This is a genomic window from Pseudomonas khavaziana, from assembly GCF_036704165.1.
Lineage (GTDB): Bacteria > Pseudomonadota > Gammaproteobacteria > Pseudomonadales > Pseudomonadaceae > Aquipseudomonas > Aquipseudomonas khavaziana.
Genome location: NZ_CP129946.1, coordinates 2876157 through 2889623, shown reverse-complemented (window position 1 = coordinate 2889623; position 13467 = coordinate 2876157). Strand labels below are relative to the sequence as shown.

At 60.5% G+C, this 13467-nt stretch carries 10 protein-coding genes; 3 read left to right on the top strand and 7 right to left on the bottom strand.

Annotated features, from left to right (window positions below):
• Positions 1-86 precede the first annotated feature (86 nt).
• The 5 genes from QYQ93_RS12800 to QYQ93_RS12780 form a co-directional block, all read right to left on the bottom strand.
• Entirely contained in the window at positions 87-1538 is a 1452-nt protein-coding gene (locus tag QYQ93_RS12800; RefSeq protein WP_338477110.1) for an efflux transporter outer membrane subunit, read from the bottom strand.
• A complete protein-coding gene (locus QYQ93_RS12795; protein ID WP_338477109.1) occupies positions 1535-4711 on the bottom strand; it encodes an efflux RND transporter permease subunit in 3177 nt (1058 codons plus the stop codon). The genes QYQ93_RS12800 and QYQ93_RS12795 overlap by 4 nt, the downstream gene beginning before the upstream one ends.
• Complete coding sequence (locus tag QYQ93_RS12790; RefSeq protein ID WP_338477108.1) at positions 4708-5874, bottom strand: efflux RND transporter periplasmic adaptor subunit; 1167 nt, start codon at positions 5872-5874, stop codon at positions 4708-4710. The genes QYQ93_RS12795 and QYQ93_RS12790 overlap by 4 nt, the downstream gene beginning before the upstream one ends.
• A 503-nt stretch (positions 5875-6377) precedes the next feature.
• Positions 6378-7553 (bottom strand): IS481 family transposase, encoded by a 1176-nt coding sequence (locus QYQ93_RS12785; RefSeq protein WP_338474990.1) that lies wholly within the window; start codon positions 7551-7553, stop codon positions 6378-6380.
• Between the two features lie 338 nt (positions 7554-7891).
• On the bottom strand, positions 7892-8329 hold the full coding sequence (locus QYQ93_RS12780; protein ID WP_043050587.1) for a DUF3995 domain-containing protein: 438 nt from the start codon (positions 8327-8329) through the stop codon (positions 7892-7894).
• Positions 8330-8422: 93 nt separating this feature from the next.
• Between QYQ93_RS12780 and QYQ93_RS12775 the strand changes: the two genes are divergently transcribed.
• Together QYQ93_RS12775 and QYQ93_RS12770 are read left to right on the top strand one after the other, a co-directional pair.
• Positions 8423-8812, top strand: coding sequence for a DUF2946 domain-containing protein (locus QYQ93_RS12775; RefSeq protein ID WP_043050586.1), 390 nt, complete (start codon positions 8423-8425; stop codon positions 8810-8812).
• 94 nt (positions 8813-8906) lie between these two features.
• Positions 8907-11033, top strand: coding sequence for a TonB-dependent receptor (locus tag QYQ93_RS12770; RefSeq protein ID WP_338477107.1), 2127 nt, complete (start codon positions 8907-8909; stop codon positions 11031-11033).
• Positions 11034-11112: 79 nt separating this feature from the next.
• On the opposite strand, the gene QYQ93_RS12765 is transcribed toward QYQ93_RS12770, so the two are convergent.
• Positions 11113-12120, bottom strand: a complete 1008-nt coding sequence (locus tag QYQ93_RS12765; RefSeq protein WP_043050584.1) for an ABC transporter substrate-binding protein — start codon at positions 12118-12120, stop codon at positions 11113-11115.
• A gap of 130 nt (positions 12121-12250) precedes the next feature.
• Positions 12251-12700, bottom strand: coding sequence for a hypothetical protein (locus QYQ93_RS12760; RefSeq protein WP_043050583.1), 450 nt, complete (start codon positions 12698-12700; stop codon positions 12251-12253).
• 389 nt (positions 12701-13089) lie between these two features.
• Here QYQ93_RS12760 and QYQ93_RS12755 point away from each other — a divergent pair, with 389 nt between their 5' ends.
• A complete protein-coding gene (locus tag QYQ93_RS12755) occupies positions 13090-13365 on the top strand; it encodes a hypothetical protein (protein WP_052501165.1) in 276 nt (91 codons plus the stop codon).
• The last annotated feature ends 102 nt before the right edge of the window (positions 13366-13467 follow it).

The following is a 13467-nucleotide window of genomic DNA, read 5'->3' as shown; positions in this document are numbered from 1 at the left end:
CCAGATGTACTGACTGACCCGCCGCCATCGGGAGCAAGCCCCCTCCCACATTTGCACTGCCGTGCTGTGTTTTTGCTCGGCTGTGGCTAACGCAGCGCCGCAGCCCCACTGCAAGCCTGCCCCGCCTGCTCACAAATCTGCCAGCCACCGCCCAGCGCCTTGTAGATCCCGACCACCGCCAAGCGCTGCTGGGTGCGCGCCGCCGTTAACGCACGGCGGCTGGTGAAGTCGGCACGTTCGGCCTCAAGCACATCCAGATACATGCCCTCGCCTTCGGCAAATCGCGTGCGCGCAAACCTGGCCGCTTCGCGGTTGGCCGCAGCCTCCAGCAGCCGCAGGCCCAGGGTGCTGCCTGCGGCATTGTTGGCCTGGAACGCATCGTCGGTTTCCTGCAGGGCACGCAATACGGTCTGGTCGTAGGCGATCAACGCCGCCTGGGCACGCGCCTCGCTGGCGGCGATCCGCGCGCGCACGCGCCCTGTGTCCAGCAGCGACCAGCGAATCACCGGGGCGATAAAGTTCGACTGCATGCCTGCATCGCCCAGGGAGCCGAGGCTTCCGGCCAATAGCCCGATGGAGCCCTGCACCTGAATATCTGGATACAAACCAGCGGTTTCCACGCCTATTTGCGCGGTTTCAGCCGCCAGAGTGCGTTCGGCCGCGGCAATATCGGCGCGCCGGGCCAACAAGCCAGCCGGGTCGCCCACTTGCAGGGTGCGCAGGCTCAAAGTCTCACGACCGGGCCTGGCCAGCGGGGGCTTGAACCCTTGTGGCGCCTGCCCCAGCAGCACCGCCAACGCGTTAGTGGAGGTTGCGCGACGCCGCTCAAGGTCGGGCGCTACCGCTTCGACATTGCGCAGCAAAGCCTCGGCACGCAGCCGGTCGAACTCGGTCGCAGCGCCGACACTGACCAGATGCTGCACCAGGTCCAGGCTGTCGCGCTGGCTCTGGCTGATGTCAGCGACCACCGCTTGTTCGGCTTCGATTCCTTGCAGTTCGAACCAGGTGGCGGCAACGGTGGCCGCAACGCTCGCCTGTACACTGCGCAGCAGCGCCTGGCGTGACCCGGCCTGGGCCTGCGCGACCTCGACCGAGCGTCGCACGCGGCCAAACAGGTCGATTTCCCAGGCCGCATCCAGGGCCGCACGGGTGGTTTCAATGGAGCGCTGCTCGCCGTATGGCGTCTGGACCTCACTGCGCCGTCGGTGCTCATAACCGAGGGCGGCACCGCCGCTGGGCAAGAACCCTTGGCGGCTTTCGCGCAGCATCGCCTTGGCTTCGTCCAGGCGCGCGGCGGCGATGCCGATATCGTGGTTGGCCGCCAACGCCTGCCGGATCAACTGGCTGAGTGCCGGCTCGTCGAACACCTGCCACCACTGCGCCTCGACCTCGGCTGTACCGAGACCGGCGACGGGCGCACCGAAGCTCGCCGGGCGCTGCGCGGCAGGCAACACAGGGGCGGAATAATCAGGCCCCACCGAGACGCAGCCGGCCACCATCAGCAACGGCAACAGAAACGCTGGATAAGACAGTCTCATGATGCACGCTCCCCCAACTGCAACTTCGGACTCGAACCCTGACGCTCCACGCGCAGCGCCAGGCTGCGCATCACCACGTAGAACACCGGGGTGAGGAACAGCCCGAACAGCGTCACCCCGAGCATGCCGGCAAACACCGCGACCCCCATGGCATGGCGCATCTCGGCCCCGGCACCGCTGGCAAATACCAGCGGCACCACGCCGGCGATAAACGCCAGGGACGTCATCAGGATCGGCCGCAAGCGCAGTTGGCAGGCGTGGATAACCGCCTCCAACGGGCTGGCGCCCTCGGCTTCGAGACTGCGGGCAAACTCGACAATCAGGATGGCATTCTTCGCCGCCAGCCCGACCAGCACCACCAGCCCGATCTGCACGAACACGTTGTTGTCGCCATCCACCAGCCATACGCCGATGATCGCGCTGAGCAGGCACATGGGCACGATCAGCAAGACCGCCAGCGGCAGCAGCCAGCTGTTGTACTGCGCCGCGAGGATCAGATAAGCGAGCAATACACACAGCGGGAAAATAAACAGCGCCGATGACCCGGCGAGCTTTTGCTGGTAGGTCAAGTCCGTCCATTCATAGGTCACACCTTCGGGCAGCACCTCCTGCGCCAGGCGCTCCATCAGCGCCACGGCCTGGCCGGAGCTGACGCCCGGCATCGCCCCACCGGAGATATCCGCCGAGGGATAGCCGTTGTAGTGAATCACACGGTCAGGGCCGGAACCCGGGGTGACGGTGACAAACGCCGACAACGGCAGCATGTCCCCGGCGGCATTGCGCACTTGCAGGCGGCCAATGGCTTCGGCCTGCATGCGGTGGTCCGCATCGGCCTGGGCGGTGACCTTGTAGGTGCGGCCGAAACGATTGAAGTCGTTGACATACAGCGACCCGAGATAGACCTGCAGTGACTCGAATACATCCGCCAGGCGCACACCCTGGCTCTTGACCTGGGTGCGGTCGATATCCACATTCAGCTGCGGCGCATTGACGTCCAGGCTGGTCATCAAGCCGGCGACCTGGCCCGACTCGGTGGCTTTGGTCATCAGCACCTGGGTCTGCTGCACCAACGCCTCAAGCCCTACTCCGCCACGGTCCTCGACTTGCAGCTTGAAACCACCTGTGACACCAAGGCCAGGCACCGGCGGCGGCGGGAACACACCGAGGAAACCGTCGGGAATGCTCGCGAACTTGGCTTGCAGGCGCCCGGCGATGGCGACTGCGGCCATGTCCGGCGAGGTTCGCTCCTTGAACGGATCGAGCATCACGAACATCACCGCCGCATTCGGTACGTTGACGAAGCCGTTGACCGACAGTCCCGGGAACGCCACCACGCTTTCCACTCCCGGTTCGTCCAGGGCGATTTTCGACATTTGCCGCACCACCGCATCGGTACGATCCAGCGAGGCCGAGTTGGGCAATTGGGCAATGCCGACCAGGTAATATTTGTCTTGCATCGGCACAAAACCCGCCGGCACAGCGTTGAAGCCGAACCAGGTCAGCGCGAGTAATCCGCAATAGGCAACCAGCGCCACGCCACGACGACCGACAACCTTGCGCACTGTGTTGCCGTACGCCTGCGGCGCCCGCTGGAACGGCCGGCCCAACAGCTCCAGCAGGTGCGCGGCACGACCGCGCAGGCTGCGCCGGTCATGCACCACGGGGGCACCTCGTGGGCGCAGCAACAGGCCGGCCAGCGCCGGGCTGAGGGTCAACGAGTTGACCGCCGAGAGGATCGTCGAAATTGCGATGGTCAGCGCAAATTGCCGGTAGAACTCACCTTGCAATCCACTGAGGAACGCCGTGGGGATGAACACTGCAGCCAGCACCGAGGTAATCGCAATGATGGGGCCGGTGACCTCGCCCATCGCACGCCGCGCAGCTTGCGTGGGCTCCTCGCCGTTTTCGATATGCCGCTCGACGTTCTCGACCACCACGATGGCATCGTCGACCACAATGCCGATCGACAGCACCAGGCCGAACAACGACAAGGTATTCAGGGAAAAGCCCATCAGGTGCATGACCGCGAAAGTGCCGATAATCGATACCGGCACGGCCATCAACGGGATCAGCGACGCGCGCCAGTTACGCAGGAACACCACCACCACGATGACCACCAGCAGGATCGCTTCCATCAGGGTGATCGCGACTGACTCCAGCGAAGCGCGCACAAACACCGTCGGGTCATAGGCAATCCGCGACTCCAGCCCTTCCGGGAAGTTGGCCTGCAGGCGCTGCATGGTATCGCGCACCGCCTGGGCCACATCGAGGGCGTTGGCCCCCGGGCTCTGGATGATCTGCAAGGCCACCGCCGGCTCGCCGTCCAACAGGCTGCGCAGTGCGTAGGCATCGGCGCCCATTTCGATACGGGCCACATCACGCAGGCGCGTAACCTGGCCGTTATCGCCGGTGCGAATGATGATGTCGCCAAATTGCTCTTCGTCCGTCAGGCGCCCGAGGGTATTGACCGTGACTTGGAAGGCCGCGCTGGAATCCGGTGCCTGGCCGACGGAGCCGGCCGCCACTTGCACGTTCTGCTCGCGTACCGCAGCAATCACATCGCCGGCAGTCAAGCCACGGGCGGCGATCAGGTCCGGGTCGAGCCACAAGCGCATGCTGTATTCGCCCGCGCCCCATACCAGCACGTCGTTGATCCCCGGCAGGCGCGACAGCTCGTCACGCACCTGGAGGTAGGCATAGTTGGAAATGTACAGCGGGTCATAACGTTTGTCGGGGGACAGCAGGTGGACCACCATGAGGATGTCGGGCGAGGTCTTTTGCGTGACGACGCCGAGGCGCTGCACCTCCTCGGGCAAGCGCGGCAAGGCCCGCGACACACGGTTCTGCACCTGGATCTGCGCCATATCGGCGTTGGTGCCCTGGGCGAAGGTCGCGGTCAGGATCATGCGGCCATCGGTGGCCGACTGCGAAGTCATGTACAGCATGCCCTCGACCCCGGTGATCACCTGTTCCAATGGCGCCGCTACCGTCTCGGCGATCACCTGCGGGTTGGCCCCGGGATAGGACGCGGTGACCTGCACCGTGGGCGGCGTGACCGCGGGGTATTCGCTCAACGGCAGATGAAAGAAGGCCACGATGCCGCCGATCATCATCAACACCGACAGGACAATGGCGAAGATCGGTCGATCAATGAAAAAGCGTGGAAAGCTCATTGCACGCCCCCCACGGTCAACGGTGCTTCAAGCGGCTTGCCCTCGATGCTGGCGGCCAGTGGCGTCACCTGCATGCCGGGGCGCACCAGGCCCTTGACGACAATACGCTCGCCCGCTTGCAGGCCCTGCTCGATGACGCGCAGGCCGTCGACCACCGGGCCCAATTCCACCGGGCGGTATTCGGTTTTGTCGCCCTCACCGACCACCAGCACATAGCGGCGGCCCTGGTCGGTGCCGATGGAATGGTCGGCGATCAACACGCGCGGTTGGGCGGTGCCGGTGTCCAGCTTGACCTTGGCAAACAGCCCGGGAGTCAGGCGCCCATCCGGGTTGTCAACCACCGCACGCACGCGCACAGTGCCGGTCTTGCGGTCGGCCGCATTGGCCAGGAAGTCCACCCGCCCGGCCCGTGCATAGGTCGTATCGTTGAGCATGGCCACCATGACCTTGGCGGCTTTTTCGCCCTTGGACCCGGCATGGTCCCGCGTCGCGGCAAGCGAATGCAGATACGTGCGCTCGTCGACATCGAAATACACATGCAACGGGTCGATGGAGACGATAGTCGTCAACGCCGTCACCCCTTGCGTCACGTAGTTGCCTTCGGTAACGAGGGCGCGGTCGATGCGGCCGCTGATGGGCGCGGCGACGCGGGTATAGCTCAGATCCAGTTGTGCCGCATCCAGTGCCGCCCTCGCCGCCTCGACCTGGGCCCTGCCGGCATTCAACGAAGCAATGGCGGTATCAAGACGATCACGCGCCACCACCTTCTTGGCGAACAGTTGCTCGGCTCGCCCGTGCTCGGCCTGGGCCAGCACCGCATTGGCCTCGGCCTCGCGCAAACGTGCCTTGGCCGCATTCAACGCCGCCTGGAACACCCGCGGGTCAATCACAAACAACGGACTGCCCTTGGCCACGAACTGGCCCTCGGGCACGCTGACACTTTGCAGATAGCCGCTGACACGCGGGCGCAGTTCCACCTGATCGATGGCGGTCAACGAACCGGTGTACTCGACAAACGGCGTCACCGCCCGTGCAACCACCTCGGCCACCGGCACACCGGGCGGCTTGGCGGCCGCAGCCGGCGGCGCGTTGTCTGTGCATCCGCCCAGCGTCAACACCACGGCCATTGCCCCGGTGATCAGGCTTATTGGTTTGGCGTACATCGTTCACCCTCCTTGGAATTTTCAAGACAAATCGACACTGGAGGTTTTTATCGGGCTTGCCACATTGGGAAGGTCAAGCGCTATAAAACCGACAGGTGTGTTTTTGTCTGGAGGGTTTTTGGAGGGAGGGCTGGGTGTGCTGTTTGGGAGATCTCGGCCTTTAGGCGCTTTGTTGTGGAAGGGGGCGGTGCGACGATTCGACTTGCCCTCGGTAGCGGAGGGTCAATCACAAGCGACCGTCAGTAACCACGATGCGAAGCGAGCCGCTCTTGATCTTGCTCTGCTTTTGATCTCAGGCGCCCCGTCAAACCACGCTGGCCGGAATTTGACAGGGGTTTGGGGGCTAAACCGGCAGGGATGCCGGTTTAGCCGCCCCGCGCCAGGGATGGCGCGTGGCGGCGGCCCCCCAAATCCCTGTCGAATTACGGGCACACCGAGCCCAAGCGAGGTGCCGAGTGGTGGGGCATGTACGGGACAACCACATGGGTTACAAAAAAGTATCTCTACATAGGTGACACTTTTATCGAAACGTACCCGTTCTTTGCCTCTCTAGCATAGACCCGGCCTAGGATCACCGGACCGAAGATCACCTCCCATATATCCTCACCAATCATCTCCATTCCAATGGTCTGATGCTTAAGCACATTAGCGATGTAAATCCGCAGACCTGATCGATTGATAATTCCATTGCTGTCAGCCAGGTAACACTCTATGTGACTTGGATAACTCATTTCGGGTAGCTTTTCTGGGTAAGCCCGGGTCGAGGGCGAATAGCAGGAAGCAGGCGTTTTTTGATCAAGCGCCTCGTGCCCTCGCTCGTAATTGTAGTGCTGCATAAAACGGTTAAAGTGTTTCTGCTGAGCCTCCCAAGGAATCGCTGGCGGTTGTGGCAGGGTGCTTTTCAGCGTTCGGTGCATGCGTTCGTGACGCCCATTCTGATCTGGTCTGCCGGGTTCAATTCGCTCAGGAATAATCCCTAACCGCAGCCACCAGATCGACAGCTGCGATAAGCCGGCCTGGCCCGTACTAGCAAATGGCACGCCGTTGTCTGTCCTGATGCGTTCCGGTAAACCGTACTCGCGAAAAACCCGTTCAAAGGTCTGTTGAGTTTCCTTAAGGTTAGTGCTGGGCATGCTCTGACAGGCCAGTAGGAAACGGCTGGCGTGATCCATGATCGTCAGCGGATAGCACCACACCCCCGCGCCTGTCAGAAACTGGCCTTTATAGTCAGCGCTGAAAAGCTGATTGGGCGTTTCCGCCTTGCTCAAGGGTTTGGGGTAGACCGCTACACGCCGCCGAATGCGTTGGGGCGTAATCAGGTCAGCAGCTTTGAGGATGTTGTAGATGGTCGTTTTTGACGGTGGATCCTGATCCGGAAAACGCTTGAGCAAGTCATTCTGGATTTTCTTCGGTCCTGGAGTCGTTTCTCCGATAGAGCGAAGCTCAATGATTGCCTGCCTGACGGCGACGGGCACTACATAGCTCTGATTGTGTCGACAACGACTGCGCTCCTCAAGCCCGCCTGGCCCCTCAGATTCGTATCGTTCGACCCATTTGTAGCCAGTCTTTCGACTGATTTCATAGTCGCTGCACAGTTTACTAAAGGTGTGTTTGCCCTCCAGATAGGAGGCTATGAACATCACTTTAAGATCCATTGGTTTCAGCTCTTTCCAGGGCACGGTCAGATCCTCTCGAAGTCAACCGTGCTAGTTAATAACTGTTACCTATGTGCGTGAACTGATTTGTAACCCATGTGGGTGAGTCATACCGGCAAGAGCGTTTTGGTTACTTTTGCGCTTTTCAAAAGTGACCCGCCGTAAGGGCGGAACCAATAGCGGCCGTCACCCAAACAATGGATATGTACTCGATCCAACCGAACATCCTGGTCGGCTGTGAGGCCGCCATCGGGGCAAGCCCCCTCCCACATGGGCCGGCGGCGTACCAGAAGCTGTGTAGATACCCATGCTCATCGGGGGCAAGTCGAATCGTCGCACCACCGACATTGGAGCTGAGACGATCAGGTCCAGGCCACCACCAACAACCCGGCACCCAACACCAGGCACAGCGGCGAGTAGACGTACGTATCCAGGCGCGCAAACCGGGAGCCGCCGACCTTCTTGAAAAAACCCACCAGCTCCGAATCCCCTATCGCCCGGGCAAAGAACAGCACCGCAATGGCACTGATGCCCCACTGCAACGCCCCATGGGACACCGGCGTGAAATACAACCCGGCGCGCAGGCAAACGAGCAAGGCAATTGCCACCAACCCCATAGCGACCAGAAAGGTGCCCAGCGCCGAGGGCTTGAACGCCGGCCGTGGCCCGCTGGCAAATTCGCCGGGCAGTTGCGGAATCGCCGCCAGGCTGCCGAATTTGCCGCCAGCGGCCCAGTAAAGATGCAGCATGCTGATAAAGGTAAAAACCCCGACAATCCATCGCGCAATGACAAAACTCATGGCGCACGCTCCCGAAAAATGTGGGAATCAGGATAGTCGCCCTGAGATTTTTTGCAGGCATTTCGTCGGCGGCTGATGGTAAAGTGCCGCCCCATGAAACTCGCCCGTGCCGACCGCTCGCTCATTGCCTGGATGCTTTACTGCTGCGTCCTGTTCAATGTGTTCGCCTGCAGTATTGGCCATGGGCAGATGGTGGGCATGCAGCTCAACGGCATCAGCGGCCAGTTCTGCACCGTGGATCCGCGTACCCAGGCGCCCCTGCAAAACAACTCTACGGATGAGAACCTGCCAACGCTGTCGAAGGCGTTCGGTTGCCCGTTGTGTTCGACCGGCGGCATGGGCCCCGCGCTCAACAGCCACCTGAACGTGACAGTTTTGCCACAACCCCACGCGCCGCCTGCGGCGGTCGTGCTCGCCGCTGACATTCCTGCCCGCTTCACCTGGCCCACCGCTAACCCGCGCGCGCCACCTGCCCTCGCCTGATCCCTGCGCTTCTGATCTGCATTGCCGACCGTTTCCGTGAGGAAGAACGGGCGGCCGTGCGTGTGTTTTCAAGCCAAGTTTTCAGGATTCAACCATGAAACATCTACCTCTGCTGGCAGGCCTGTTCGGCTGCCTGCCTGTCTGCGCCCCGGCCCTTGAGCTGGCACCGACCACCATTGAAGGCGAGCAAAGCGTTGAGCCCGGGCTGGCCCTGGACCAATCCAGCGGTATGGCCTCGCGGCTGGGACTGAGCGTGCGGGAAACCCCGGCCTCGGTCGCCATCGCTAATCGCAACGATATCGAGCGCCATGGCGCCAAGACCTTCCGCGATGCGGCCAATACCCTGCCCGGCGTCAATGCCAGCGCGCCGCCCGGGTTTGGCGGGTTTGTCTCGTACCGAGGGTTTACCAGCAGCCAGATTACCCAGATGTTCAACGGTATCAACGTTGCCACGGGCCTGGCGCGGCCAGTGGATGCGTGGGTCTATGACCGCGTCGAGCTGGTGGGCGGCCCTTCCTCCTTGATCAACGGCGCAGGCTCCGTGGGCGGCTCGCTGAACTACGTGACCAAGCTGGCGAGCCGTGACGAACAGGCTGTCGAAGGCCAGTTGACCTATGGCAGCTACGACACCGCGGGCATGGCGTTCGGCCTCAATCATGCGCTGACCGAGCCCGGTGCCGAGGTGCAGCACTACGCACGCCTGGACGTGAGCCGCAACACCAACCACAGTTACATCGACCGCGATCAACGAGATGCCTGGAGCTTGGCGTTTTCGCTGCTCAGCGACTTGACCCCCGACCTGTCCCATACCCTGGCCCTGGAATATCAGGACGAGCATGAAGACAGCCCCTATTGGGGCACACCGGTGCTCAACCCCAAGGCCGGCGAACTGAAAATCGACAAGCACAACCGCTTCAACAACTACAACGTCGCCGACGGACGTTACGAACAGCGCACTATCTGGGCCCGGTCGATCATCGACTACCGGATAAACGACAGCACCACACTGAAAAACACCCTCTATCACCTCGACAGCCAGCGCGACTACCGGAACCTGGAGACCTACCAGTACAACGCCGATAACAGCGCGGTGAACCGCTCGACCGCCTATCAGGTACGGCATCAGGGCCAACAGAACGGCAACCAGTTCGAACTGCGCCATGACAACAGGATTTTCGGCCTCTCCACCACCTGGTCCGGCGGTTTTGAGTACAAGGTCAACAGCACCACCAACAGCCCCTTGAACGTGCCGGGAAAAAGTACCGTGGACCCGAACAACTATGACCCGGGACACTTCTATGACATCCCCGGCACCCGCCCGGGTTTCGTCAAGGACAAGACCAACCAGGTGACCACCAAGGCGCTGTTCGTGGAAAACCGCCTGGGACTGACGGATAAGCTCTCGCTGCTGACCGGCCTGCGATATGACGCCATCGACATGGACGTGACCAACCACCGCACGGTCACCGCCACTATCCCACGGCACTTCAAGCGCAGCTGGGAACCACTGACGGGGCGTGTGGGCCTGACTTATCAATTCATCCCGTCGGCCAATGTTTACGTGCAATACAGCACCGCCGTGGAACAGCCCAATACCACCACCCAGGTGTTCGATGTGTCCACCGGCAAGCAATGGGAGATCGGCAGCAAGTTCGACTACCTGGACGGTCGCGGTTCCGCCACGGTCGCGGCCTACAAGATCGAACGCAAAGACTTTGCCGTCACCGACCCGCTGGATCCGACCAACAGCATCCCGGTGGGCGCGCAGTCGTCCAAGGGCATCGAATTGGCCAGCTCACTGCGTATCACGCCAAGGTTGCTGGCTGAAGGCAACTTCGCCTGGGTCGACGCCGAGTACGATGAGTTCAATGAGAAAATGGCCAGTGGCGCGGTGGTGTCGCGTAAAGGCAATACGCCAACCAACGTGCCCAGGCGCGTGGGCAACCTGTGGTTGACCTATGATTTTTCCGAGGATTGGCAAGGGGGTGTGGATGCGCGGTATGTCGCCCAGGTGTATGCGGACAATGCCAATACCCAGACGGTGCCGGCCTACACGCTGTTTGGCACCTTCCTGCGCTACAGGCTGGACGCCCACACCTCGGTGACCGGACGCGTGCGCAACTTGACCAATGAGGTGTATGCCGAGTTTGCCCATGTGTCGCCGGCGTATTACCTGGGATCGCCGAGAACGTTTGAGGTCGCAATACAAACCCGATTCTAAATCTGGAATGCAAAAAAAATGTGGGAGGGGGCAAGCCCCCTCCCACATTTTGATCTCCATCAAGTAGAGACACTGTCTATTACTTGAGGGCCGACTCAACTTTTTGCGCAACATCATCGGTCAACCACGCCTTCCACACCTCAGGATGCTCCTTGAGGAACACCTGGGCCACTTCCCGTGGTGCCGTGTGGTTTTCGCTCATCTTCGCCAGGGCTTTGTTAAGCGGTTCAATGGGAAACTCGACCTTCTCGAAGAACTGGGCAATCTGCGGATGTTCCTGCTGGAACGGCGTCGATACGCCAATGCTCAATTTGGATGCCAACGAGCGCGTGGGCTTGGGGTCAGGGTTGTCCGCGTCGGTCAGGGTCTTCCACGCATCGGCATCGAACGGCGGTTCTTCCAGCTGGATCAATTTATAACGCCCCATCAATGGGGTGGGTGACCAGTAATAGAACAGCACTGGCTTGCCCCGGCGGATCGAAGACGCAATTTCCGCATCCAACGCCGCGCCCGAACCGCTGCGGAAGTTCACGTAGCTATCGTCGAGGCCATAGGCCTTCAGCTTCTGCTTGTTGACCACTTCGGAGGTCCAGCCGATGGGGCTGTTAAGAAAGCGACCTTTGCCTGGTGATTCCGGATCTTTGAACACATCCTTGTAGCGCGCCAGGTCCTTGACACTTTTCAGGTCCGGAGCCAGCGGCTTGAGGTTTTTCGATGGGTCACCCTTGACCACGTACTCCGGCACCCACCAGCCTTCAGTGGCGCCTTTGACTGTATCTCCAAGGCCTACCACTTTGCCTTCGGCTTCGGCCTTGACCCACACCGGACTGCGGCCAGCCCATTCCTCCCCTATCACCTGGATATCGTTCTTGGCCAGGGCGGTTTCCAGGGTGATGGTGGTACCGGGCAAGGTGTCGGTAGGCAGGTCATAACCCTTCTCGACGATAAAGCGCAGTACTTCAGTGATCAAGCTGCCGCTTTCCCAGTTCAGGTCGGCAAAATGCACCGGTGCCTGGGCAGCCGAGACCGGCAATGACAAGCTCAAGGCCGTCAAGGACGCCGCCAACAGTGATTTCAATCCCTTCATGCGTTGCACCTCGCGTCTTCACAGTCATGGCGAACGGCTTTGCCGCCAATGCGCGAAGCCTCTGAATAGTTAAGTCAACGCAACTGTAGTAGAGGTTCCGGAACAGATCGGTACACGAAGTGTTTATCAGTTATTCGCTGGCCTTGAAGGTAACCAGTTCGCCCTTGCGCCATTTGGCGGCCTTGCCGGTCACGGCCTTGAGCGTCTTGGTCAGGCCTTCCTGCAATTGTTCATGGGCGGCAAATACCAGCATTACGCTATGGCCTTCCTTGAACACGATGCCCTGGCCCTCAGCCGAGGAAACAAAGGCGTAATCGCCCAGCCCATACACGGTCAACTTGATATCGCGAAACTTGAGTTCGAACTTACCGCCTTCGCGGCTGGGCAACACCGCCGCACGGAAATGGTCACCCACCTTGAGTTCCAGGCGTGGTTTGTCATCCACGACCAACGCCGTTTCGGTATCGATCTCGGCGATATAGATACCTTCTGGCGTTTGTTCGGTGACGTAGACAAACCGCGATTGAAACTGCTTGACCAACTTTGCGCGCAAATCACCCAGCACGAATAACGCGTGCATATCCAGATTACTGACTGCCAAGGAAACGTCCCCACATCAAAAAAGCGCTGGCCGCTGAAGCGGGCAACACAAAAAACGGCCGTTACGGCACGATCACCCATTCGTTAAAAACTGAAGATAACCTACAAGGCTGGTACATACAGCCGCGGTGGCCCTCAATCAAGGTCATCCGGCAGCACAGCAAATCACAGGTTTAGCGACCCGAGAATACAAGTCGAGCAACTTCAGAGAATAACCCAATCGAAAATGCAGTTTTCCGACGTCCAGAGCAAAAAAATAACCGCGCATGGAACCAGTCGCGAACTGCCGACGACAATACTAAAACAGCAACCCAGCTTAAACCACCCGAAACGCCACTGACAGGTCAACAAGATCGACAGGAGCTGAGCATGCAACGACGTCAACACGATGCTGCGTCTTTCCACAAGCGTTCATCATGGTCAGAGGAACGCCAATATTACTGCTTGCATAACGCTGATGGGTACTCGAACTCGGTCATTTATCAAGTTGTACCGGCTGGGAAGAACTTTTTCCACATCCTTGAAGTACCCAGTGGCCGGATCAAGGGGTTTCGCACCGATCATAACAAGGCCTGCGAACTGGCCAAGACCCTGGAGGCCAAGTTGCAAGCCCTGTGTGACACACTCGTTTCGTCACCTGGATGACTTTACCGCGCCGTCGCCCTTCAACAACTGCCATACTGGCCCGTCCATTGAAGTTTGCCCCCTGCGGGTCAGGTTTCATCAGTGCAGTTACCTTGAAGGGAA

Coding starts and splice junctions, on each gene's coding strand:
- QYQ93_RS12800 (WP_338477110.1), bottom strand. CDS start 1,538: ATGAGACTGTCTTATCCAGCGTTTCTGTTGCCGTTGCTGATGGTGGCC.
- QYQ93_RS12770 (WP_338477107.1), top strand. CDS start 8,907: ATGAAACATCTACCTCTGCTGGCAGGCCTGTTCGGCTGCCTGCCTGTC.
- QYQ93_RS12765 (WP_043050584.1), bottom strand. CDS start 12,120: ATGAAGGGATTGAAATCACTGTTGGCGGCGTCCTTGACGGCCTTGAGC.
- QYQ93_RS12775 (WP_043050586.1), top strand. CDS start 8,423: ATGAAACTCGCCCGTGCCGACCGCTCGCTCATTGCCTGGATGCTTTAC.
- QYQ93_RS12790 (WP_338477108.1), bottom strand. CDS start 5,874: ATGTACGCCAAACCAATAAGCCTGATCACCGGGGCAATGGCCGTGGTG.
- QYQ93_RS12780 (WP_043050587.1), bottom strand. CDS start 8,329: ATGAGTTTTGTCATTGCGCGATGGATTGTCGGGGTTTTTACCTTTATC.
- QYQ93_RS12755 (WP_052501165.1), top strand. CDS start 13,090: ATGCAACGACGTCAACACGATGCTGCGTCTTTCCACAAGCGTTCATCA.
- QYQ93_RS12760 (WP_043050583.1), bottom strand. CDS start 12,700: ATGCACGCGTTATTCGTGCTGGGTGATTTGCGCGCAAAGTTGGTCAAG.
- QYQ93_RS12795 (WP_338477109.1), bottom strand. CDS start 4,711: ATGAGCTTTCCACGCTTTTTCATTGATCGACCGATCTTCGCCATTGTC.